Source organism: Microbacterium sp. Z12_35 (assembly GCF_058310475.1).
Map to the genome: position 1 here is coordinate 1,848,153 of NZ_JBZEGJ010000001.1, position 21,361 is coordinate 1,869,513.

Here is a 21,361-nt window from a genome sequence, read left to right on the forward strand (position 1 = left end):
GGCTCGTCCGCGACGGGCTGGCGCGCATGGGTGGCCTTCACCCTAAGGGAGATGCCACCGCTCTATCGGGGCAGACGCGTAAGTGCTGGTCGACCGGCGCAACTGCCTCGACGCGGGCGCGTGGCGAGCTGCCGGCTGGCAGTACTTCGGCATGGGGCGGCCCGAACGACGGCCGTCCTCGCGATCTCCGACGGATCCAAATATGAAGCCCCCGGCTGGCACCTTCCGATGCGAGCCGGGGGCTTTTCGTTGTTCCGAGGCAAGCCAGCGGAACAGCTCGGTCTCCCCCACGCTGATCCGCTTCACCCGCAACCCCAGTCGCGTGAAAGCGAATCTCCGTGTCTTCGGCAGACCCTTCCAGACGTTCGCGCCACCCCCCAGTGGCACGACCGCACTTGTAAAGCTATCCCCGGAATAACCATCTTTACGGTTCCCTGAGGAACCCTCGCGGCTACCTTGCGCGCACGTTCTGCTGTGGGTATCAAAGGCCGCCGCGGGGTCCCGGGCTCCCCTCAACTCACCGGCATCCACACGCGCATCGTCGACGGTCCATGGTTGCCCCAGTCGTAGTACGGGATGAGCTCGACCTCGAACGAGTCGGCTACCGCGGGCTCGAAGGGCCGCTCGGCGAACGGCCACTCCTCGTCGGCGAACGACACCCCGGTCATCGGCAGGAGAACGCGCCCGTCTTCTTCGCGGGGCTCGCCCGCGACCCGAAGCTCCTCCGTTGACAGGTGCTCCTCGGCGGCCCGCTCGAGACACATCACGACCGGGCCGCGCTGCACCGCCACCTGACCGCGGAGTGCGTCGACGCGCGGGTCGGGGTAGATCAGTCGAGCCCGCACCGGGAGTTCGAGCACCAGGGTGTCGCCCGCCTGCACCGACGTACGCGCCCAGCCCGGGTTCACCTGTCGAGTCTCGCCGCCGACGGTGAGCACGGACTGATCCCCGGCCCAAGCCGGCACGCGCAGTGCCAGCTCGGCTCCCGTGGGCGGAGCATCCTGCACCGACACGGTGATCGTGCCCGCGTGCGGGTACTCGGTGGTCACTTCGGCGACGAGGCGACCACCGGCCAGCTGGGCCTCGATGGAGGCGGGCGCGTACTGCAGCACGTAGAGGCTGTCGGCGTCGCTGGCCGCCACGTATCCGTCGAGGGATGCCAGCGTGCGCGCCACGTTCGGCGGGCAGCACGACACCGCGAACCAGGGGGCGCGCATGCTCGCCGCCGCTCGCGGGCTCACCTCATCCGGAGCGGGCACGGTACCGGGGGTGCGACGCTGCAGCGTGTTCGTGTAGAAGAACGAACGGCCGTCGGCTCCGGGGGATGTGGCGATGACGTTGTAGAGCACACGCTCGACGGCGTCGGCGTACGACGCGTCGCCCGTGGCCAGCAGCATCCGGTGATGCGCCATCAGTGAGCCGACGCCGGCGCACGTCTCGCTGTACGCGCGCTCGGACGGAAGCTCCCAGTCGGCGCCGAACGACTCGCCCTCGTGGTGGGCGCCCATGCCGCCGGTCACGTACGTGCGGCGGGCCTCCGTACGGGCCAGCTGCCGCTCGACGGCGTGGAGGAGGTCGGCGTCGCCGGTCTCGACTGCGGCGTCGATCGCTCCCGCGGCCAGGTAGGTCGCGCGCACGGCGTGGCCGCGCAGCACCTCGGCGTCGCGCACGGGCACGTCATCTTGGTAGTACTCGCGGCCGAAGTCGATGTCGGCGAGGATGCCACGTCCCCGGCGCTCGACGAACAGGCGCGCCTGTTCGAGGTAGCGCTCCTCCCCCGTCTCGCGAGCGAGCTCGACGAGGGCGGTCTCGACCTCGGGGTGGCCGCACACCGCCTCGCGGCCGCCAGGCCCGAACACGTCGCACACGTGGTCGGCCGCCCGTCGCGCCGCGCGGACGAGGTCGTCTTCGCCCCGTGTGCGGCTGCGGGCGACCGCCGCCTGGAACAGGTGGCCGTAGCAGTACAGCTCGTGTCCCCATTCGAGATCCGAGTACCGGGGCGCCTGCCCGGGACGGCCGAACATCGTGTTGAGGTAGCCGTCGGGTTCTTGCGCACGGACGATGCGCGCGACGACATCCGCGTAGCGCTCCTCCAGCGCCGCATCCGCTGTGCGGCCGATCTCCCACGCCATCGCCTCGACGAGCTTGTACACGTCGGAGTCGCTGAACTCGCGCCCGGTGCGATCCTCCGGCACACGCCCCTCGACGGCGGCGTCGAAGTTGCCGATCCAGCCGAGCCGCTCCATCCACTCGTAGCAGTGCAGGATCATCGTCGACGCGTTGAGGTTCTGCAGCTGCGCCCAGAAGCCTCCGGTGATGTGGGACGACGAGAGGCCGAGCGGGGTGAGTGCTCCTGTGCTCGGCACGACGGGGGCGTCGACGTGGCGCGGGGATGCGCTTGGGGAAGAGAGGAGGTGATTGCTCACGGGTGAGGCCTTCCGGGGGTGGCTTTGGGCGTGGCGGGGGTCTAGTAGCCCCGAGCCTTGTGGCCGGGTGGTGGCGGCGCATCGGGGTTGCAGGGGGTGATGAGCGGAGGTAGCGGGGGGCGTTTCGGGGGGCGGGCCCGGCGGGGCGTGGGCGGGGCGGTGGGTGGTGGGCTTGTGGAGCAGAATCCCGCGGGGGCGGTGGGCCGCGGGCTTGTGGAGCAGAATCCCGCGGGGGCGGTGGGCCGCGGGCTTGTGGAGCAGCATCCCGCGGAGGCGCGGCGGGCGAGCGCTGACTTGGTAGGTGCGGCCGATGGGCAGCGGGCGGCGGCGGGCGAGGCCTGGGCGCGGCGGGCGACGCCGGCGCTGACCTCGTGGGATGCGGCCGGCGGCGGGTGCGTATGGAGGAGCGTCGGCCATGGGGGCGTCGGGCGACGCGGACGCTGACCTCGTGGGAGCGGCTCGCGGGCGGGGGTGGCCGAGACGTCCGTAACGTCTCGAACTCCTCCCCAGCATCCCCGGTTCGCAACTTCTCCACAGGGGTGATTTAGCCCAGCTCCAATGTCGGTGGTAGGTGCGAGACTCTGAGTATGAACAGCTCGGACAGTGTCGGACCTATCGGCGAAAGCGCGCAGCTCGCTGCCGTCGTCGACGGGCTCCGCGACACCGAGCAGGAGATCGCTGCGCTCGAGGCGACGAAGGTCGCACACCTGGCCGCTGCCATGCGGATCGCGCTGCGGCGGATGGAGGGCAAACACATCACGCAGCGCACCCGGGAGATGGAGCTGCGCTCGATCGCCGCCGAGATCGGCGCCGCGGTGCACTGGAGCGACCGCGTGGTGCAGAGTCGCATGTCCGACGCCCTCGACCTCGTAGAGCACTTCCCGGCGACGGTCGACGCACTCGCCGCCGGACGGATCAGCGCTCGGCACGCCACGGTCATCCAAGACGCCGGGTGCGTCCTCCCTGACGCCGAGCAGCGCGCCGCGTTCGAACAGGTGGTCCTGGAATGGGCCGAGGCGGAGACCGTCGCCCGCACCCGTGACTACGCCCGCGGGCTCGCCGAACAACTGCATCCCGAATCGATCACGACCCGGTTCGAGCGCGCCGAGCAAGGCCGCGCCGTCACTCTCGCCGAACTGGGGGACGGGATGGTGAAGCTCGAACTCATCGTCGCCGCCGCGGTCGGTCACGGGATTTACGACCGCCTCACCCAACAGGGCAAAGCCATCCGCCAGGTCACGGCCGATGCCGCCGAGCAACGCGAACGGGGGCAGGCGGGGACGGAAACCGACGCGGGCATGCACGCCGACACCGACACCCACACGGCCAACGACACCGACGCGAGCACAGGTGGGCAGGTGGAGGTGGTCGATACTCGCTCGCTCGACCAGATCAGAGCTGACTTGGTCTGCGACATGCTCCTGACCGGCCAACCCGCCATCGATCCGACGCAAGACAAGATGTCCGGCGGCCTCGGTGCCATCCGCGCACAGATCCAGGTCGTCGTACCCGCTCTCACCGCCGCCGGGGAAGACGACCGGGGCGCGAGCATCGAGGGCAAGAGCCCCATCGACGCCGAGACCGCCCGGTGCCTCATGGCCGGCGCCCCTGGATGGGAGCGCATCCTCACCCACCCGATCACGGGAATCGTGCTCGCCGTGGACGCGTATCGGGCAGCCAGCCAGATGCAACGGTTCGTCAACGCCCGCGACGTCCACTGCCGATTCCCCGGATGCCGCATGCCCGCGCGCCTGTGCGACCACGACCACAATCTCGACTGGGCTCTCGGCGGAAAGACCGCCATCTGCAACCTCGCCTGCCTCTGCAAACGACATCACACCTTGAAAACCGAGACGGATTGGGTCGCGGCGCAGCTACCCGACGGGTCGATCCGATGGACGTCTCCCCTGAAGCGGGACTACGTCGACAAGGTCCCGCCGCGGGTCGCGTTCATCCCCGACGCCGACCCACCACCCTTCTGACCGCTGGTCACAGGACCTCCTTGTCGCCAGCGGTGTTGAAGCTGTCGCGACGAGCGGAATCTCCCCCTTGTACTGGGTAACCGAGTTCGCGAGCGCGCACCGGCTTGCTCTGCCCCGGCCGCGGCTCGGTATTCGATCGCGGCGGGCACGGCCGGATACACATCTCGCTTCGCGTCGGCGGCCACCGCGGCCCCGCCATCCGAGGCGCGCAGCAGACCGGTTACCTCACCGGATTCAGGACCTGCTCGGGTCCCACCGCCCGACGACCAGCGTCCGCAGCCATCCGAAGAGGAGGAAGATGACAACCCCGAAGAGCGCCGCGGTGAGGATCGCCGCGAACAGCTCCGCGGATTGGACGCGTGATTGGTAATTGGAGATCAGGGCGCCGAGCCCCGGCTCCCCCTTGCGGAAGAAGAAATCGCCCACGATCGCGCCGATCACCGACGCGCCTGCGGCGATGCGGATGCCCGCGAAGATGGCGGGCAGCGCCGTGGGAAACTCCAGCTTTCGGAGTACGGTCCACCTGCTCGCCTTCTGCAGCGTGAACAGGTCGCGCTGACTCTTATCGACGGACTGCAGACCGAAGAGCGTGTTCGAGACCATGGGGAAGAGTGCGATCATGACGCACACGATCACGCGCGCGGGGAAGTCAAACCCGAACCAGAATCCGATCAGCGGCACGAGCGCGAGGATCGGAATGCACTGCAGGATCACCGCGTAGGGGAAGAGTGATCGCTCCACCCAGCGCGCCTGCGCCATGGCGACCGCCCACGAGATGCCGATGACGATGGCAAGCGCGAGGCCGACCACGGTGACACTGCCCGTCCGCCACAGCGACATCATCAGCTCAGACAGCACACGCGGGTCGAAGAACGCGTCCGTGAAGATGGCGTGCGGAGGGGGCAGCAGGAAGCGGGACCTGTCGTCCAGCACCGCGTAGGTGACGACGTACCAGACGACGATCACCGCCGCCGCAACGGCAAGTGGTGGCCAGACCGCGCCCAAACGCGCAGACGCCCTGCCGCGGGATGACGTCCCGCGCCCCGCGAGAGATGACGCCGTCTCCGTTCGCTGCAGTTCGACGGTTGCCATCAGTTGTGTCCTTCTCGTAAGGCGTGGGAAATCCTGCCGCAGAGCTCGGCAAAAGCCGGATCGAACCGCACATCCGGGTCGCGAGGGTGCGCGAACGGCACCTCGAACTCATCCACGATGCGACCGGGCCTGCCCGACATCACCACCACACGAGTAGAGAGGTACACCGCTTCCGCGACGGAGTGAGTGATGAACAGCGACGCGAAGTCGCGCTCGGTGAAGATCCGGAGTAGCTCGTCATTCAGTCGCTCTCGGGTGATCTCATCAAGCGCGCCGAAGGGCTCGTCGAAGAGGAAGAGCTCCGGCTCGAGGGTGAGAGAACGGGCGAGCGACGTGCGCATCCGCATCCCACCCGAAAGCTGCCTCGGCAGGTGGCGCTCGAACCCGCCCAGCCCGACGAGATCGATCGCCTCGCGAGCGCGTCGACGCCGCTCGTCCTTCGCCACACCGTTCAGCTCCGTCAACAGCTCGACGTTCGCCTCGACATCCCGCCACGGCAGGAGGGTCGCGTCCTGAAACACGTAGCCGATGCGAGCGGTTCTGACCGTCGCGTCTCCCGCGGATGCTGCCTCCAGCTGCGAAGCGATCCGCAGGAGCGTGCTCTTCCCACATCCGGACGGGCCGACCACCGAAACGAATTCGCCGCGACGGACGGTGAGGTCGACACCCGACAAAGCGACCGTCCCGTCGGCGAATTCCATGTCGACGCCGGCGAACTCGAGCAGCGCGGTGTCGCTCGTGACCTGCGGCGGGGCCTCCGTGCTCGTCATCCCGGATCCTCAGGCGATCGCGGTAGCCCGCGCCGGTGCACGGTAGGCAGCCGCGGGGTGGGGCGCCTCGAGCCGAGCACGGCCCTCCCCGAACACGTGCTCCCGGAGGGTGCGCCCCTGGTAGTCGATCTTCGCGAGACCGCGGGCGCGCAGCTGAGGCAGCAGCAGATCGATGAAGTCGTCGTAGGTGCCCGGGGTCAGGTAAGGCTGAACCAGGAAGCCGTCGGCGTCGGTCTGCTCGACGAAGGCCTGCACCTGATCGGCCACCTCGACGGGATCGCCCACGAACGCCGTGCCGTTGACCCCGTTGCGCCGGTAGTCGTCCAGGATCTCCCGCACCGTCGGGGCGTTCTCACCGAGGAAGCGCTCGACGCTACTCCGGCCCTGCTCGGTGGTCATGTCCTTCGGCAGCGGGGAATCCAGGTCGTATTTCAGGAGGTCGATGCCCGTGTAATACGCGTAGGCGGTAGCGGCGCCCTCGATGGTCGTGAGGGAAAGCATCTCTTCTCGCTTCGCGACGGCCTCCTCGTGCGTCGGCGCGACCACGAACAGAGCGCCGATGACGAACTTGATGTCATCCGCTGACCGCCCCTGTTCGACGGCGAGCCGCCGAATATCGCGGATGTTCGCGGCGACGTGAGCCGGATCGCCGCCGGCGAGGAACACCATCTCGGCATACTTCGCGGCGAGCGCCTTGCCCTGGCGTGACGTGCCCGCCTGAAGGAGCATCGGGGTCCGCTGGGGCGAGGGCGGCACGGCGAGCATCCCATGCGCCTTGAAGAACGGACCGTCGTGATCGATCTCGTGCACCTTCGCCGGGTCGGCGTAGACGCGGGCCTCCTTGTCGATGCGCAGCGCGTCTTCCTCCCACGACCCCTCCCACAACTTCAGAGAGAGCTGCACGTGGTCCTCCGCCATCTCGTACCGACGGTCGTGCGCGATCATCTCCTCGCCGAAGAGCTTGGCCGAGGCGGCTTGCCCCGAGCCCGTCACGATGTTCCAGCCGATCCGCCCCTTGGTGAAGTGATCGAGCGTGCCGTAGCGCCTGGCGACCTGCTGCGGCTTCTCTACCGTCGTCGACGAGGTGACCACGAATCCGAGGTTCTCAGTGGCGGCCGCGAGGGCCGAGACGATCGTCATCGGGTCACCGTTCGGCGAGTTGACCGCATCCTCCAGGGAGTTGGGGATGACCGCGCCGTCGAGCGTCGCGTAGCTGTACGCGTCGGCGAAGAAGATGAAGTCGATCTTCGCCTCCTCGAAGCGGGCGGCCAATCGCGTCCAATGGTCGATGTCGAGGAAGTTCAGCGGCGCCTCGTTGTCGGGGTGCGCCCAGCTTCCGACCGTGACCCCGCTCGGCCCGATGAACTGGAAGATCCCGAATGCAAGTTCTTTCGTCATGGTCGCTTGGCTCCTTGTCTCTCCACCCGGGATGCTCACTCGAGGCCGATGGAGGGGTCGATGAACTCGTTCGTGAAGAGATCTTCCGGGGCGAGCCCCTCGGCCATCTCCGCGCCGGTCGCCGTCATGATCGGCCCCATCAGCTCGATGCTGTCGGTTACGCGCTGCTCCGACATATCCCCGACGGTCTCGTCGTCTCCGTTGCTCACGAGGCCCAGGTCTCGAGCCCGCTCGGCGGCGAATTCGGCGACGCCGGCTTCGTAGACCCACCCGGTGTCGTACTCCGCGACGAGCGCCACGATCAGTTCGTTGGTCTCGGCAGGATCGTCGAGGTAGGTCACGGCTGCCCGCTGCAGAACCGGCACGAGACCCTTCAGGCAGTCCGCCTCGGCCGCGACATCATCGGTCCTCACCGCGAGCGTGTTCGTGTAGCTCGGCCACCCTTCGTCACCGAATGTCGCGGTGGCGACCGGCCGCATCCAGGCCTCGACGTCATGTTCGTAGACGTAGGGTTCCGCCGTGATGTAGCCGGTCTGCGCGATGGTGCCGCCCTGCGCAACGAAACTCGCAGGGGTGCCGTCGTAGCTGCGGTCGATGAGCTCCGCGGGGTAGATGCCCTCGTTGATCAGCCAGTCCGTCTTCACCTCGCCGTCGTAAGTGAGCAGCGTCACACCGGCTTCTCCGAGGTCGTGGATACTCTCGGCATCCGGGTACGTTTCGGGGTCCCACATCACCATCGTCGGATCGCCCTCGAACTGCGCGAAAACGCTCACCACGGGAAGGTCGGCCGACGTCATGATCGCGTCGACGGTTTCGACGTACCCCATCAGGATGTCCGGGTCGGTGTAGAGCATGGACTGCACGCTCTGATAGCCGATCGCCGGGCCGCCCGCGCGCACCTGCACGTTCACGCCGGTGTACTCCCCGTCCGTCATCAGCGGACCCGTCACCGTCTTGTTCGCGCTGTCGATGACCGGGTCCGGGCCGACGAGCTCGTACAGAGTGCCGTGCTCCGATTCCGGGTTCCAGTCGGCCTGGATCACGACCGTTGCCGGGCAGGAGCCCGAGAGGTCCAGCGCGCCCACCTCGAGCTCGGCGGTCGCCGAGTCGATCGGCGCGGTCGCGCTCGTCGCGCACCCGGCCGTGGCGAGCGTGGCCACCAGCACAAGCCCGCCCCCTAGACCCCGTCGGGAAGAAACATGCATGTGGGTGATCCCTTCGCGTTGCATGGTGGCGCGCCAGCATCCAGCACACTGTGACCGAATTTGGCGTTGAGGCCTCTTTCGGTACAGATAAGGGCATCAATATGTCGGCGAGGGACCCGGCTAGGTTTCGTTCCGGTTAAAACGCCGGAGAGAGGGGCGTGCAGCGGTCAGTCGGTCCAGCTGGCGCGGTGACGAACCGCGCGAACGCGCGAGACCCGAAGGGCCGACACGCGGGGGTCGTGCCGGAGGCCGTCGAGATAGGCCTCGAACGGCTGCTCGTCACGCGCGACGACGTAGCAGGCGACGTTGTAGGGGCCGGTCTGCTCGTTCACGTATCGGACGTGGTCCGAAGCGGTCAGAGAGGAGAGCATCGCGGGGACGCTCCGCGCCTTGACCGTCAGGTCGACGAGCGCGGCCCTCTCCTGCGCGTCGGGACCCGGAATCCGCGTGTGGAAGCGAACGATCCCATCGTCGACGAGACGGAGGACGCGGCGTCGCGTAGCGGCGACGGTCAGCCCCACCTCCGCGGCGAGATCCGTGAAGTTCTCGCGGCCATCGGCGGTCAGGAGCGCCACGAGGCGCAGGTCGACGTCGTCGGGCATGCGGTGCGGTTCCGCCGCGAGTCGCTCGGTGGGCGGGTGCTGGCCGAGCTCGTCCCCGAGGTAGATGCGCGTGAACACAACCAACTCCACGCTCTCCACCTCAAGACGCGCGCGGACGGTGTCTACAGTGTCGAGGATGCCCGCGAGATCTCGCGCGGTGAACTGAGCAAGGATCGTGTCACCCTCACCCACATATGCGACCCAGGGAGCCGAGGCGAGTTCCTCGGTGGCGAAGAGCGCCTCGTGATCCTCGCCGCGGATGCCGAGCCGCAGGTGGAACACGATGTGCTCGCGCTGCACGGCGGGATGCAGCACGACCGTGGGGACCGCGATGCCCTCGCGGATGATGCGCCTCAGACGTGTCCGCGCCGTCGCGGGCGCGATGTCGGCGCGGGCGGCGAGGTCCTTCACCGTGATCCGCGGCTCGGCCGCGAGCAGTGCGATGATCTTCCGATCGATTGCTGCGGCGTCCGACACGCTCCCATTCCTACCGTCAACGCGCCCCCGCGGGGTAGCGCGTCGCCCTGGCGCAGTTCCCGTGTCGCGCGGAACGCTCGGGGGCTCGATCAGCCCGAGCAGATCCTCGTCCCGCTCGAGGATCAGTCGGTTCCCGTCCCACGCCACGGGCAGGGGGGATCGGTAACGCCTCCCAGGAACTTCCAGCGCCGACCTCGACCCTTCGTCTCGTCGCTACGCTCCTCGCTCAGGGTCCGGAACGGAGACTCCGGACACTGTCCGCAAGTCTCGCCGCGATCACCAGAGGTCGCTGAGCCGCCTGCTCGTGACCTCGCCGGCCTGATCGCCGAGGGTGTACCGGAGGTCGACGGTCACGTCGGCGAGAATCTGCGCCAGCGTGGGGCGGACCACCAGCGAGCCGAAACCGCTGTCGTCGAGAGTCGCGGTCGCTCGCACGTCGCCGTTCGTCAGCGCCTGAACGTTCGCGCCAGGGGCGCCGGACAGGCTGATGCGCACCTCCGTGACCAGGTCGTCGACGAGAACGATCTCCGCACCCGCGATCGTCGGTGAACCGGCCGGCAGCGTCGGCTCCGGCTCAGGCGTCGGGGTCGGGGTGGGCTCCGGCGTGGGGACCGGAGTCGCTTCGGGTGTCGGCGTGGGCGTCGGGGTAGGAGTGGGCTCCGGCGTGGGGATCGGAGTCGCGTCGGGCGCGGGGGCCGGCTCGGACGGTGGCACCGGCGTCGGAGCGGGGTCGTCTTCCCGCGCGGGAATCGGGGCTGGCACGTCCTTCGGTGCCGGCTCGGCGGATGCGGTGGGCTGCGGGCGCGGCGACGTCTCCGGAGTCGGCGTATCGGTCGGAATTCCCGGGAGCGTTAAGGCATCGCTGGGCGCGGGCGACGCCGCGTCCCTCGTGGACGGCACGACCGCAGCATCCTGCGGCCGGTCAGACGTCTCGACCGCGGCAACAGCATCCGCCCGCCCGCCCGCGAAGCCGCCGTGCACGGCGCCCAGCGAGACGCCGCCCACGACGGCGATGCCGGCGGCGACCAGCGCGATCGTCCCGCCCAGTCCTCCGGCAGAGCCGGCAGCGGCCGTCGCTCCGGCGGCAACGCCGGCAGCCGAGGTGCCCGCCCCGACAGCGGCCGGGGATGCGGCGAGCGCCGTGCCGCCGGCCACTCCCGAGGCCGAGCCGCCGGCGGCCACCGACGACGGCATCGCGGCCATCGCGACCGCCGCTCCCGCACCCTCCCGCAGGGCGGCGAGCGCGGCGACCGTCGCGCCGGTCCCCACGACGATCGGCAGCAGGACGAGAGCAAGGCGTCCGGACACCTCTTTGGCCTCGGCCGCGATGGCGGCGCAGGGCGCGTGCTCGGACAGGTGCTGCTCCATGCGGCGCAGGTCGCGGGCGCTGAGGTTGCCGCGCGCGTAACTGCCCATGCGCTCGATGACCCACCGGCACTCGGAGTCGGCGTCCACCGTCTGCAGGTGCGCCTGGATCCAAGCCACACGCAGGCCCTCGCGAGCCCGGAAGCCGAGCTGAGCGACGGCGGTCGCCTTGATCCCGAGGAGCGGCGCCACCTCGGCGGGCTTCATCCCCTCGACCTCGGTGTACCAGAGCACCTCCTGCCAGCGGGCGGGAAGGCTCCGGAACGCGTCATGGGTGAGCGACCGGTCAAGCGCCTCGTCGGTGACGTGCGCCGCCGCATCCGGGTCGACGACCGCCTCGAGGTCGTCGATCGTCGTCTCGCTGCGGGCACGACCCCACGCGGCGGCGGTGTTGCGGATGCTGGTGAACAGGTAGGCGCGGAACGACCCCTCCGGCCCGCCCCCACGCTGCAACGACTGGAAGATGCGCGCGAACGCCTCCTGCACCAGGTCGTCGGCGTCGAGCGTCGAGGTGATGGAACGGGCAACAGCCACCCCGGAGCCGTAGTGCCGGCGCCACAGTTCTCCGAACGCGTCGGCATCGCCCGACCTCGAACGATGTACCAGGTCAGCGTCGGCCGGCATCTCGCCGTCGGCGCCCACGAGCTCGTGGTCGTGCGTCATTGTTCGTCCCCCCGACGCGGCCCCCGGGATCCATCCGAGGTCCGTAGCGCGGGCGACCGGAGTCAGCCCCCGCGACTCGACCTCCCATTCTGCCTCAGCGTCGGCGCTCTCGCACGAGGAAAATCAGCCTCCGGGAGAGAGCCTCCCGGCGTACCGCAACCCGGGGCGCGCCGTCGGATCGAGGTCGAACCAGGGAATCCGAAAAACTTCTTCAATTTGCGTAATAGATCGTCCGCCACGTCGTCTCATCAACGGGGATACCGCGCGCCCTTCTGGGGAGAGGGGCCGGGTCACCCGGGCTCCTGCTGGGGACAGGAGCCAGGACGCCGACGTTCCACCCTGGGGGTCACGCAAGTGACGGAACGCCGATGGCGGGGCCTGGACTCTCTTCCGGAAAGAGTTCGGGCCCCGGCATACCCCTCCCCGGATCACCTTCAGGCGCTGCACACGCTCGCCGCACCCACGAGGTGCACAGTCGCGGTCACCCGGACCCGCTCCTGCGCCCCCAGAGAGAGTCAGATGCTCACCCTCCCCCTGTGGACGTGGCTGGCGATCGCCGCCGCGTGGGTCCTCGCCGCACTCGGTGTCGGCATCCTGGTGGGCCGCGCGATCACGGCCGCCGACCACCACGACCACCCGCGTCCGCTGCCCCGGGCGTCCGTCTCCGAGCGCGCGGATGCGGCGCCTCTGTCGCCGGAGGCCGAGCCGGCGCCCTCCCGCTGACGGGTGCGCTCCCGCCGACCCCGTGCGCTACTGAGGAAGGGCCGCGGCCAGGTCACGCAGCGCACGCGGAGCATCCGACGTCGGCTGCACCTGCACGCATACGTGGTCGGCGCCGGCATCCAGGTGGGCCCGGAGTGCCGCCACCAGGTCGGGGACATCGCCGTGCACCACGATCCGGTCGACCAGCTCGTCGCTTCCGTCGCCGGCGATGTCGTCGTCCGTGAAGCCCGCGCGCAGCATGTTGCCGGTGTAGTTCGACAGCCGCAGGTAGTTGCGGAGGAATGCCCGGGCCGACTCCCGCGCCGACACGACGTCGGGATCGAGCACGACCGTCTGCTCCGGGGCGACGAGCTTGCCCGGTCCGAGCGCCTCCCGGCCCTCGCGCGTCTGGCTCGGAACCGTCAGATACGGATGCGTGCCACCGCTCCGCTCGGCAGCGATCGCCAGCATCCGCGGACCCAGTGCCGAGATGATCCGATCATCGACCGGGATGTCGCGCTCGTCGAGCACGTCGAGATACTCCGACATCGCCCGTAACGGCCGCGCGCGATGGGCCGTGGCCTCGGGGTGACCCGTGCCGATCCCGAGGATCAACCGACCGGGATGCTTCGCCACGATGCGGTGATACGAGTCGGCCAGCTCCGCCGCATCCGACTTCCAGATGTTCACGATGCCCGTCGCCACGACCACCGACTCCGTCGCATCCAGAAGGTGCTCGGCGTGCTCGAGGTCGGCGGGCGGCGACCCGCCCAGCCACACCGTCCCGTAGCCCAGCGCCTCGATCTCGCGCGCCAGCGCGGGCTGGATGTCGCTGCCCCGCATCCACACGCCGAAGAATCCCAAGCGATCCGTCCAGGTCATCTCGGTGCCCTTCAGTGCTGGAACGTGCCGTGGATGATCGCGCGCCCGAGGGTCTTGAACGCGAGCTGGAACGACACCACCGCCGGCGTCACCTCGGGCGTCACCCCCAGGGTGTCGTCGCCGACGGCGTGGACGACGAAGAAGTACCGGTGCACCTGGTCGCCCTGCGGCGGCGCGGCGCCGGCGAATCCGGGCTCACCGCCGTCGTTGCGCACGTGGAACGCGTTTCCGGGAAGCGGGGCGGCGGCGGCACCGGCGGGCAACTCGGTGACGGATGCGGGGAGGTCGACGAGCACCCAATGCCAGTACCCGCTCGGAGTCGGAGCATCCGGGTCGAAGCACGTCACGACGAAGGACTTCGTGCCCTCCGGCGCGCCCGACCAACGCAGGTGCGGGGAGACATCGCCGGTCGCGGCGCCTGTCGCAGCGGCGGCGACCTGCTCGGGCTTCAGCGGCTGCCCGTCGGTGATGTCGTCGCTCGTGACCTCGAACGAAGCGACCGCGGGAAGCAGCGGATACGGGTCGGGGGTCTGCGGGCGCGTGAGGTCGGTCATACCCCGAACCTACCCATCCCCGGCCGTGCGCGCGTTAGCGTGGGGCGATGAGAACCGTTCCCCTCGGCCCCACCGGCCTCCGCGCCCCCAACGTCGTCGCCGGCATGATGCGCATCACCGACAAGAGCGACGAGGAGATCCGCACGCTCGTCTCCGCCGCGCGCGACGCCGGCATCGACTTCTTCGACCACGCCGACATCTACGGCTCCGACACGCACCAGTGCGAGCGGCGATTCGCCGAAGCACTGCGGCTCTCGTCGTCGGAGCGGGCCGAGATCACGATCCAGACCAAGGCGGGCATCGTCAAGGACGGGCCGTACTTCGACTTCTCCTACGAGCACCTCATGGAGGCGGTCGAGGGCTCGCTGCGTGCGCTCGAGACCGACTACATCGACATCCTGCTCCTGCATCGCCCCGACGCGCTGGTCGAGCCGGAGGAAGTCGCCCGCGCATTCGACGAGCTCGAGGCGGCCGGCAAGGTGCGCGCCTTCGGCGTCTCGAACCACACGCCCCGGCAGATCGACCTGCTGCGCTCCGCCGTCCGCCAGCCGATCGTCGCGAACCAGCTGCAGCTGTCGATCGCGCACGCCCCGATCATTACCCAGGGTCTCGCCGGGAACATGGACATCGACCAGTCCGTCACCCGCGACGCCGGCGGCATCCTCGACTACTGCCGCCTCAACCGCATCACGGTGCAGGCATGGTCGCCGTTCCAGTCGGGGTTCTTCGGTGGCGTGTTCCTCGGTTCGCCCGACTACCCGGAGCTGAACGCGGTGATCGACGACCTCGCCACCGCCTACGACGTGCCGCCCATTGCGGTCGCCACGGCCTGGATCACGCGGCATCCCGCGGGCATGCAGGTCGTCCTCGGCACGACCACGCCCGAACGCGTCACGGGCGCCGCCCTCGGATCGGACCTGCCCCTCACCCGCGCCGAGTGGTACGCCCTGACCCGGGCCGCCGGCTACCGCGTGCCGTAAGGGTAAGAAGGGGAGCGTCCTCGCCCTGGGCGAGGGCATCTGCCCGACCGAGGGCGTTATCCGCCGCATCCATCCTCGCCCAGGCAGATCTCCTCGCCTCGGGCGAGGACGGGCGGCGGATGCTCCGGAGGCGAGCGGGCGGATTCCGCGGGCCACCCGCGCGCGCCGCCGTGGGCGCGTCGGCGCCAGGTGCGCGTCAGAAGCAGGTGGGCGTCAAAGCCAGTGGCGTTTGCGGAAGACGCCCCACAGCGTCACCGAGGTCGCAGCCATCAGCGCGAGCGCCATCGGATACCCCCACACCCAGTCCAGTTCGGGCATGTAGGTGAAGTTCATTCCGTAGATCGTGCCCACGAGCGTCGGACCGAAGAGGATCGCCGCCCACCCCGAGATCTTCTTCACCTGCTCGTTCTGCGTCAGCGCGGTCTCCGTCTGTCGCCGCGTCACCAGGGTCGCGTTGACGGTGAGCGCGTTCTCGAGGATCGCGCGCATCGACCCGAGCTTGTCGGTGATCCGGAGCGAATGATCGAGCACGTCGCGCAGCGACCGCTGCAGTTCGAGGTCGACGCCGTACTTTCCGGCTCCGTCGAGCAGCGACTCCAGCATCCCCTTCAGCGGCTCGGCCGCCCGCTGGAAGATGATGACTTCGCGGGACAGGTCGTAGATGCGCCGCGACAGCTCGCCGCCGTCGTTGGAGAAGAGCTGGTCCTCAATCTCGTCGACGTCGTTCTGCAGGCCGGCGGTCACCGGCGCATACTCGTCGACCACCTCGTCGAGAATCGCGTACAGCACCGCCTCCGGGCCCCGCGCGAGGAGCTCGGGTTGCGCCTCCATCCGCTGGCGCACATGTGCCAGGTCGGGCACCTCGGCGTGACGGACGGTGACGACGAAGTCGGGGCCGACGAACACATGGAGCTCGCCGAACTCCACCGTCTCGGCGGAGTCGATGTACCGCGCCGGACGCAGGACGGCGAAGAGGATGTCGCCGTAGCGCTCGAGCTTGGCCCGCTGATGCCCCGACAGGGCGTCTTCGACGGAGAGGGGATGCAGCGAGAACTCCGCGGCGACCTGGTCGAGCTCCTCACGAGTGGGCCGGAAGAGACCGATCCACGCCATTCCCTGCTTGGCCCGCATGTACTCGAAGGTCTGCTCGAGGCTCTCGGGATTCTGGATGCGGCGGCCGCCGACGTACACGGCGTTGTCGATGATGGGCACCTGACAAGTCTCCCCCTCCCAGACCCGCCCCTTCGACAGGAGGCGCCACCGGGGCGTGTTGGGTGGTTCGGGGTGGGACCAAGACGCCACTCCCAATCGATGGGTGCAGCGAACGTGCGCCACAGGAGGAGATGTCACCTCGGGAGGTCGAATCCCCAGCATCCGCCCTCCCCTGTGCACATCCCCTCCCCAACGGCACACCCGGATCAAAGCACCCATTCCGCCAGACGCCCGCGCTGCCGGCGAGCGTGCACCTCAGGAGGAGATGTCACCGCGGGAGGTCCGAATCCCCAACATCCGCCCTCCCTTGTGCACATCCCCTCCCGAACGGCACACCCGACATCCCCAGGCGCATTCCACCGGACGCCCGCGCCGCCAACAGGCGTGCACCTCAGGAGGAGATGTCACCTCGGGAGGGGCGAATCCCCAACACCCGCCCTCCCCTGTGCACATCCCCTCCCCAACGGCACACCCGACATCCCCACGCGCATTCCACCGGACGCCCGCGCCGCCAACAGGCGTGCACCTCAGGAGGAGATGTCACCCCGGGAGGTCCGAATCCCCAACACCCGCCCTCCCCTGTGCACATCCCCTCCCAAACGCCACGCCGCTCCCCGAACGGCACACCGCTCCCCGAAAAAGCCGCTCGCGGGCCGACGCTGCGACGAATGGCGATGCGACGAACGGGGATGCGGCGACGAACGCCCGACGCCGCTGACAAACGGGCGCCCGGGGAGGAGATGCCGCAACGGGAGGTCCGGAGCCCCAAGCATCCGGCCTCCCCCACGTGCATCTACCTCCCGAACGGCGCGCCCATACGGGCGGGCGGCCCGGTACGGCTCAGCTCGGTCAGGACTCGGATGCGCCGGGACCGGCCAGTGACGCCTGGAGCGCCGGCTCGACTCGCGGTCCGGCCGATACCGGGGTCGCGCGCTGAGCCATGGCAGCCATCCAGCCGGGCGCGCGGTCGGCGAAGACGAGCCAGACGAAGCCTGCCGCGCCCAGAATCATGGCCAGGAGACCCACACCCCCGAGGATGCCGGGGAACGCGGCGGCATCCGCCGCGCCCGCGCCCTGCGACGCCAGGGCGGCGTCAACGACGGCGCTCACCGAGATCGCTCCAGCCGCCAGCGCGATGCACGCTCCCCCGATCGCAAGTCCAGCGCATATCGCAAGCCACACGGTGCGACGCCGGGCGCCGAGGAAGTCAATCACATGCCCCATGGTGCGGCCCGCACGCCGCAGAGTGTTTCAGGGTTGACACCGGAAGCGGGATCTGATGATGACTCGCGGCTCGGCCCCTGCCGCATCCATCCGCCGGCCGCAACCCCCGCTGTTGCCGAGGTCGCGTTCCGTATCGTGCCGAGGAGCAGCCTGCGAAGGAGGACGCCATGACGCGTTTCGGATACACCCTCATGACCGAGCAGAGCGGACCCCGCCAGCTCGTCGACTACGCCGTGAAGGCGGAAACCGCCGGGTTCGACTTCCTGGTCTCCAGCGATCACTACTCGCCCTGGCTGATGTCGCAGGGCCACGCGCCCTACGCGTGGACCGTGCTCGGCGCCGTCGCCTACGCGACCTCCAACATCGGGCTCATGACCTATGTCACCTGCCCCACCATGCGTTACCACCCCGCCGTGGTCGCGCAGAAGGCCGCCACCCTGCAGCTTCTCTCGGAAGGCCGGTTCACCCTCGGCGTCGGATCGGGCGAGAACCTCAACGAGCACGTCGTGGGCGAGGGGTGGCCGGCCGTCTCCGTACGGCAGGACATGCTCGTCGAAGCACTCGAGGTCATCCGCGAACTGCACTCCGGCGACCTCGTCACCTATGAGGGCCACTACTTCCGCGTCGACTCGGCGCGCATCTGGGACTGCCCCGACGATGGGGTCCCGATCGGCGTCGCCGTCTCGGGCGACGCGTCGATCGACAGCTTCGCCGACCTGGCCGAGCACATGATCGCCGTCGAGCCCGACGCCGAGCTCGTGCAGAAGTGGAGTTCCGTGCACCCGCTCGGCGGATCCGAGTCGGGCGAGTCACGCAAGATCGGCCAGATCCCGATCAGCTGGGACCCCGACCGCGAGAAGGCCCTCGAACGCGCGCACGAGCAGTTCCGCTGGTTCGGCGGCGGGTGGGCGGTCAATGCCGACCTCCCGACGCCCGCGGGCTTCGCCGCCGCATCCCAATTCGTGCGTCCGGAAGACGTCGCCCAGTCGATCGCGACCGGACCCGACCTCGACGAGCTCGCCGAGAGCGTGCGCCCTTACGTCGACGCGGGATTCACCGACATCGCGATCCTGCAGGTCGGCGACGAGCAGCAGGACCGCTTCGTGTCGGAGGTCGCCGAGCCGCTGCTGGAGAAGCTGCGCGCCCTGTGAGGCTCCGCGCCCTGTGAGGCTCCGCGCCCTGTGACGGGAGAGCAGCGCCGCCGGCTCAGCGGCCGAACGTGAGGAACGCAGCCACGACGAGCACGATCGTCCCGAGCGCGATGATCGACACCCCCACGACCAGCCAGATCGGCTGACGGTACGGCGAACGGATGGGCGCTCGCGAGCGCGACTTTCCCTTGCGGCTAGCCATGAGTCAGACCGTACTCCACGGCTGTGTCGCGGTGGTTACGAGTTTGCGAGCGAAAGCGCACACACCCGTCGCGCCGGCGCACCCATCGTCGCGCCAGAACAGTGCGCGGCCCTCTCGCCGGCACGATCCGTTAGTGTCGTTGCAGCAAGGGGAGTACTCCCATCGCGGCGGACCCGTCAATACGGACTCTACGTAGCGTCCCGGCCCGTCGGCCCGGTTTCCGGGTGGAGGAGACCTTGGCGTCAGATACGCCGACCCTCCTAGGAGTCCCGATGCACGTTCCCTTCCTCGTCTGGGCGATCACGATCGCCGTCACGATCGCGTTCTTCATCTACGAGTTCTTCGCACACGTGCGCAAGGCCCATGCGCCCAGCATCGGGGAATCCGCGCGGTGGTCGGCGTTCTACATCGGACTCGCGCTGCTGTTCGGCATCGTGGTCGGCCTGGTGTGGGGCTGGCAGTACGGCGGGGAGTACTACGCCGGTTACCTCACCGAGAAGGCGCTGTCGATCGACAACCTCTTCGTGTTCCTCATCGTGATGACCGGGTTCGCGGTGCCGAGGATCTACCAGCAGAAAGTGCTGATGATCGGCATCGTGATCGCGCTCATCCTGCGCGGCGCCTTCATCGCGGTCGGGGCCACCCTCATCGAGAACTTCTCCTGGATCTTCTACCTCTTCGGGGCGCTGCTGCTGGTTCTGGCCTACCGTCAGGCGTTCGTGCACCATGAGAGCAATCCCACCGATGGCCGCGGCATGCGGTTCGTACGCCGCCATCTTCCGGTCACCGAGGAGTACGACGGCGACCGCCTGACGCTGAAGAGGGACGGCCGCCGGTACGCCACTCCGCTGCTGCTGACCATCATCGCGATCGGCTTCGTCGACCTCATCTTCGCGGTCGACTCCATCCCTGCCGTGTACGGCCTCACCGAGCAGTCGTACATCGTCTTCGTCGCCAACGCGTTCGCGCTCATGGGGCTCCGCCAGCTCTTCTTCCTCATCGGCGGGCTGCTCCAGCGGCTCGTCTACCTCGCTCAGGGCCTCGCAGTGATCCTCGCCTTCATCGGCGTGAGGCTCGTCTTCCACGCTCTGCACGAGAACGAACTCCCGTTCATCAACGGGGGCGAGGCCGTGGCGTGGGCGCCCGAGATCCCGATCTGGTTCTCCCTCACGTTCATCGCGGTGACGATCACCGTGGCGACGGTGGCGAGCCTGTTGCGCACCCGCGCGGTGAAGGGCTCCCCGGACTCCGCGGACTCTCCGACACGATGACCCCGAGGTCGAGGAGGGCGAGGGGGCGCCACCGCTTCCTGGCCCTCCTCGTGTGCGCCGCGGCTTTCGTTTCGGGATGCAGCGCGCCCGAAATCTCGCCGCGGATCATCCTCCCCCCGGCCGGCGCACCGCTGGACTACCAGCTCGGTGGCGCGTACCCGCCGCCCGCCGGAGTGGAGATCGTCGTGCGCGACCGGTCCGCGGAGCCGCTCGCCGACGCGTACTCCATCTGCTACGTCAACGGCTTTCAGACCCAGCCCGGCGAACAGGACAACTGGCCGGACGGCACGCTGCTGCTGCGCGACGGTGAACCGGTGATCGACCCGGACTGGCCGGATGAGGTGCTCCTCGACACGTCCTCACCCGAGAGCCGGGCCGCCATCGCCGCCATTGCCGGTCCGTGGATCGAGGGATGCGCCGCCGCCGGGTTCGATGCGGTGGAGTTCGACAACCTCGACACCTTCACGCGCTCCGACGGGGCCCTCGACGTCGACGACAACGTCGCCCTGGCAACCGAGCTTGTCGCGATCGCCCATCGCTCCGGCCTTGCCACCGCGCAGAAGAACGCGGCCGAGTACGCGGCGCTCCTCTCCGCCGAAGCAGGCTTCGACTTCGCCGTCACCGAGGAATGCGCGGCCTACGACGAGTGCGGCTCCTATGCCACCGTCTACGGCGAGCGTGTGCTCGACATCGAGTACACCGACGCTCTCCCCCGGCCGTTCGCCGAGATGTGCGCGGACGCGGCGGTGCCGGAGTCGGTCGTGCTCCGGGACCGGGAGCTGTCAACGCCCTCCGACCCCGAGTACGTCTTCGAGCGCTGTTAGCGGGTCGACCACCACGCCCAGGCGACGAGACCGGGCTGGAAGAAGAGGCGCACGAGACGCTTGCGGTCGGTGTCGAGCCCGAAGGCCGATCGCTTCTTGAGCCACTGGTCGACGTTGCCGGGGAAGACCGCCACGAAGAACGCGGCGAGCGCCGCCCCGATCCGGCGCCGCTCACGCGGGAGCGCGATCAGGGCCGCCCCGAACGCCATCTCCACGACGCCGGACGCCACCACGACCGCATCCTTGTCCAGCGGCCCGGCGGCCACCGCCCAGTCGGGCACCTGCGCCTGGAAGTCGCGGCGCGCCCAGAACACGTGGCTGAGCCCCGCGAGCAGCACCGCGGCCCCCAGCATCCATCGGGCGAATGTGCGCACGTCGT

19 protein-coding genes are annotated in these 21,361 nt (G+C 69.2%); 6 read left to right on the plus strand and 13 right to left on the minus strand.

All coding sequences use genetic code 11. From position 1 onward, the window contains the following. Positions 1-512 precede the first annotated feature (512 nt). A complete protein-coding gene (locus AC4FS1_RS08945) occupies positions 513-2,426 on the minus strand; it encodes a glycoside hydrolase family 127 protein (RefSeq protein WP_491154306.1) in 1,914 nt (637 codons plus the stop codon). Positions 2,427-3,013: 587 nt separating this feature from the next. On the opposite strand from AC4FS1_RS08945, the gene AC4FS1_RS08950 reads away from it, so the two are divergent. Then, positions 3,014-4,408 (plus strand): HNH endonuclease signature motif containing protein, encoded by a 1,395-nt coding sequence (locus tag AC4FS1_RS08950; protein WP_491154308.1) that lies wholly within the window; start codon positions 3,014-3,016, stop codon positions 4,406-4,408. A gap of 234 nt (positions 4,409-4,642) precedes the next feature. Here AC4FS1_RS08950 and AC4FS1_RS08955 read toward each other — a convergent pair whose 3' ends face one another. The 6 genes from AC4FS1_RS08955 to AC4FS1_RS08980 all read right to left on the minus strand — a co-directional run bounded on the left by AC4FS1_RS08955 (position 4,643) and on the right by AC4FS1_RS08980 (position 11,980). Further along, a complete protein-coding gene (locus AC4FS1_RS08955) occupies positions 4,643-5,500 on the minus strand; it encodes an ABC transporter permease (RefSeq protein ID WP_491154310.1) in 858 nt (285 codons plus the stop codon). Continuing rightward, entirely contained in the window at positions 5,500-6,270 is a 771-nt protein-coding gene (locus AC4FS1_RS08960; protein ID WP_491154312.1) for an ABC transporter ATP-binding protein, read from the minus strand. Before AC4FS1_RS08960 ends, AC4FS1_RS08955 begins: the two co-directional genes overlap by 1 nt. Positions 6,271-6,279: 9 nt before the next feature. Next, positions 6,280-7,668, minus strand: a complete 1,389-nt coding sequence (locus AC4FS1_RS08965; protein WP_491154314.1) for an NtaA/DmoA family FMN-dependent monooxygenase — start codon at positions 7,666-7,668, stop codon at positions 6,280-6,282. Between the two features lie 35 nt (positions 7,669-7,703). Next, positions 7,704-8,834 (minus strand): ABC transporter substrate-binding protein, encoded by a 1,131-nt coding sequence (locus AC4FS1_RS08970; RefSeq protein ID WP_491154316.1) that lies wholly within the window; start codon positions 8,832-8,834, stop codon positions 7,704-7,706. 206 nt (positions 8,835-9,040) lie between these two features. Continuing rightward, positions 9,041-9,952, minus strand: a complete 912-nt coding sequence (locus tag AC4FS1_RS08975; RefSeq protein ID WP_491154318.1) for an Lrp/AsnC family transcriptional regulator — start codon at positions 9,950-9,952, stop codon at positions 9,041-9,043. Positions 9,953-10,228: 276 nt separating this feature from the next. Beyond that, positions 10,229-11,980 (minus strand): sigma-70 family RNA polymerase sigma factor, encoded by a 1,752-nt coding sequence (locus AC4FS1_RS08980; RefSeq protein ID WP_491154320.1) that lies wholly within the window; start codon positions 11,978-11,980, stop codon positions 10,229-10,231. 519 nt (positions 11,981-12,499) lie between these two features. Between AC4FS1_RS08980 and AC4FS1_RS08985 the strand changes: the two genes are divergently transcribed. Next, a complete protein-coding gene (locus AC4FS1_RS08985; RefSeq protein ID WP_491154322.1) occupies positions 12,500-12,703 on the plus strand; it encodes a hypothetical protein in 204 nt (67 codons plus the stop codon). Positions 12,704-12,730: 27 nt separating this feature from the next. Here AC4FS1_RS08985 and AC4FS1_RS08990 read toward each other — a convergent pair whose 3' ends face one another. Next, positions 12,731-13,564 carry an LLM class F420-dependent oxidoreductase gene (locus AC4FS1_RS08990; RefSeq protein ID WP_491154324.1) on the minus strand — a complete coding sequence of 278 codons (834 nt, stop codon included), beginning with the start codon at positions 13,562-13,564 and terminating at the stop codon, positions 12,731-12,733. Positions 13,565-13,575: 11 nt separating this feature from the next. Beyond that, complete coding sequence (locus tag AC4FS1_RS08995) at positions 13,576-14,118, minus strand: YbhB/YbcL family Raf kinase inhibitor-like protein (protein ID WP_491154326.1); 543 nt, start codon at positions 14,116-14,118, stop codon at positions 13,576-13,578. A 47-nt stretch (positions 14,119-14,165) separates the two neighbouring features. Here AC4FS1_RS08995 and AC4FS1_RS09000 point away from each other — a divergent pair, with 47 nt between their 5' ends. After that, a complete protein-coding gene (locus tag AC4FS1_RS09000; RefSeq protein ID WP_491154328.1) occupies positions 14,166-15,098 on the plus strand; it encodes an aldo/keto reductase in 933 nt (310 codons plus the stop codon). 213 nt (positions 15,099-15,311) lie between these two features. Here the strand turns inward: AC4FS1_RS09000 and AC4FS1_RS09005 are convergent, their stop codons facing one another. Beyond that, positions 15,312-16,310: a magnesium and cobalt transport protein CorA gene (locus tag AC4FS1_RS09005; RefSeq protein ID WP_491154330.1), complete on the minus strand. Its 999-nt coding sequence runs from the start codon at positions 16,308-16,310 to the stop codon at positions 15,312-15,314. Positions 16,311-17,159: 849 nt separating this feature from the next. Next, positions 17,160-17,420 carry a hypothetical protein gene (locus tag AC4FS1_RS09010; RefSeq protein ID WP_491154331.1) on the minus strand — a complete coding sequence of 87 codons (261 nt, stop codon included), beginning with the start codon at positions 17,418-17,420 and terminating at the stop codon, positions 17,160-17,162. Positions 17,421-17,701: 281 nt separating this feature from the next. Between AC4FS1_RS09010 and AC4FS1_RS09015 the strand changes: the two genes are divergently transcribed. Next, entirely contained in the window at positions 17,702-18,685 is a 984-nt protein-coding gene (locus AC4FS1_RS09015) for a TIGR03557 family F420-dependent LLM class oxidoreductase (protein ID WP_491154333.1), read from the plus strand. A 55-nt stretch (positions 18,686-18,740) separates the two neighbouring features. Here AC4FS1_RS09015 and AC4FS1_RS09020 read toward each other — a convergent pair whose 3' ends face one another. Next, entirely contained in the window at positions 18,741-18,887 is a 147-nt protein-coding gene (locus AC4FS1_RS09020; RefSeq protein ID WP_491154335.1) for a hypothetical protein, read from the minus strand. A 272-nt stretch (positions 18,888-19,159) separates the two neighbouring features. Here AC4FS1_RS09020 and AC4FS1_RS09025 point away from each other — a divergent pair, with 272 nt between their 5' ends. After that, on the plus strand, positions 19,160-20,158 hold the full coding sequence (locus tag AC4FS1_RS09025) for a TerC family protein (protein WP_491154337.1): 999 nt from the start codon (positions 19,160-19,162) through the stop codon (positions 20,156-20,158). Then, entirely contained in the window at positions 20,155-20,982 is an 828-nt protein-coding gene (locus tag AC4FS1_RS09030; protein WP_491154339.1) for an endo alpha-1,4 polygalactosaminidase, read from the plus strand. The genes AC4FS1_RS09025 and AC4FS1_RS09030 overlap by 4 nt, the downstream gene beginning before the upstream one ends. On the opposite strand, the gene AC4FS1_RS09035 is transcribed toward AC4FS1_RS09030, so the two are convergent. Continuing rightward, complete coding sequence (locus tag AC4FS1_RS09035; RefSeq protein ID WP_491154340.1) at positions 20,979-21,356, minus strand: DoxX family protein; 378 nt, start codon at positions 21,354-21,356, stop codon at positions 20,979-20,981. The genes AC4FS1_RS09030 and AC4FS1_RS09035 overlap by 4 nt on opposite strands. Positions 21,357-21,361: the final 5 nt, after the last annotated feature.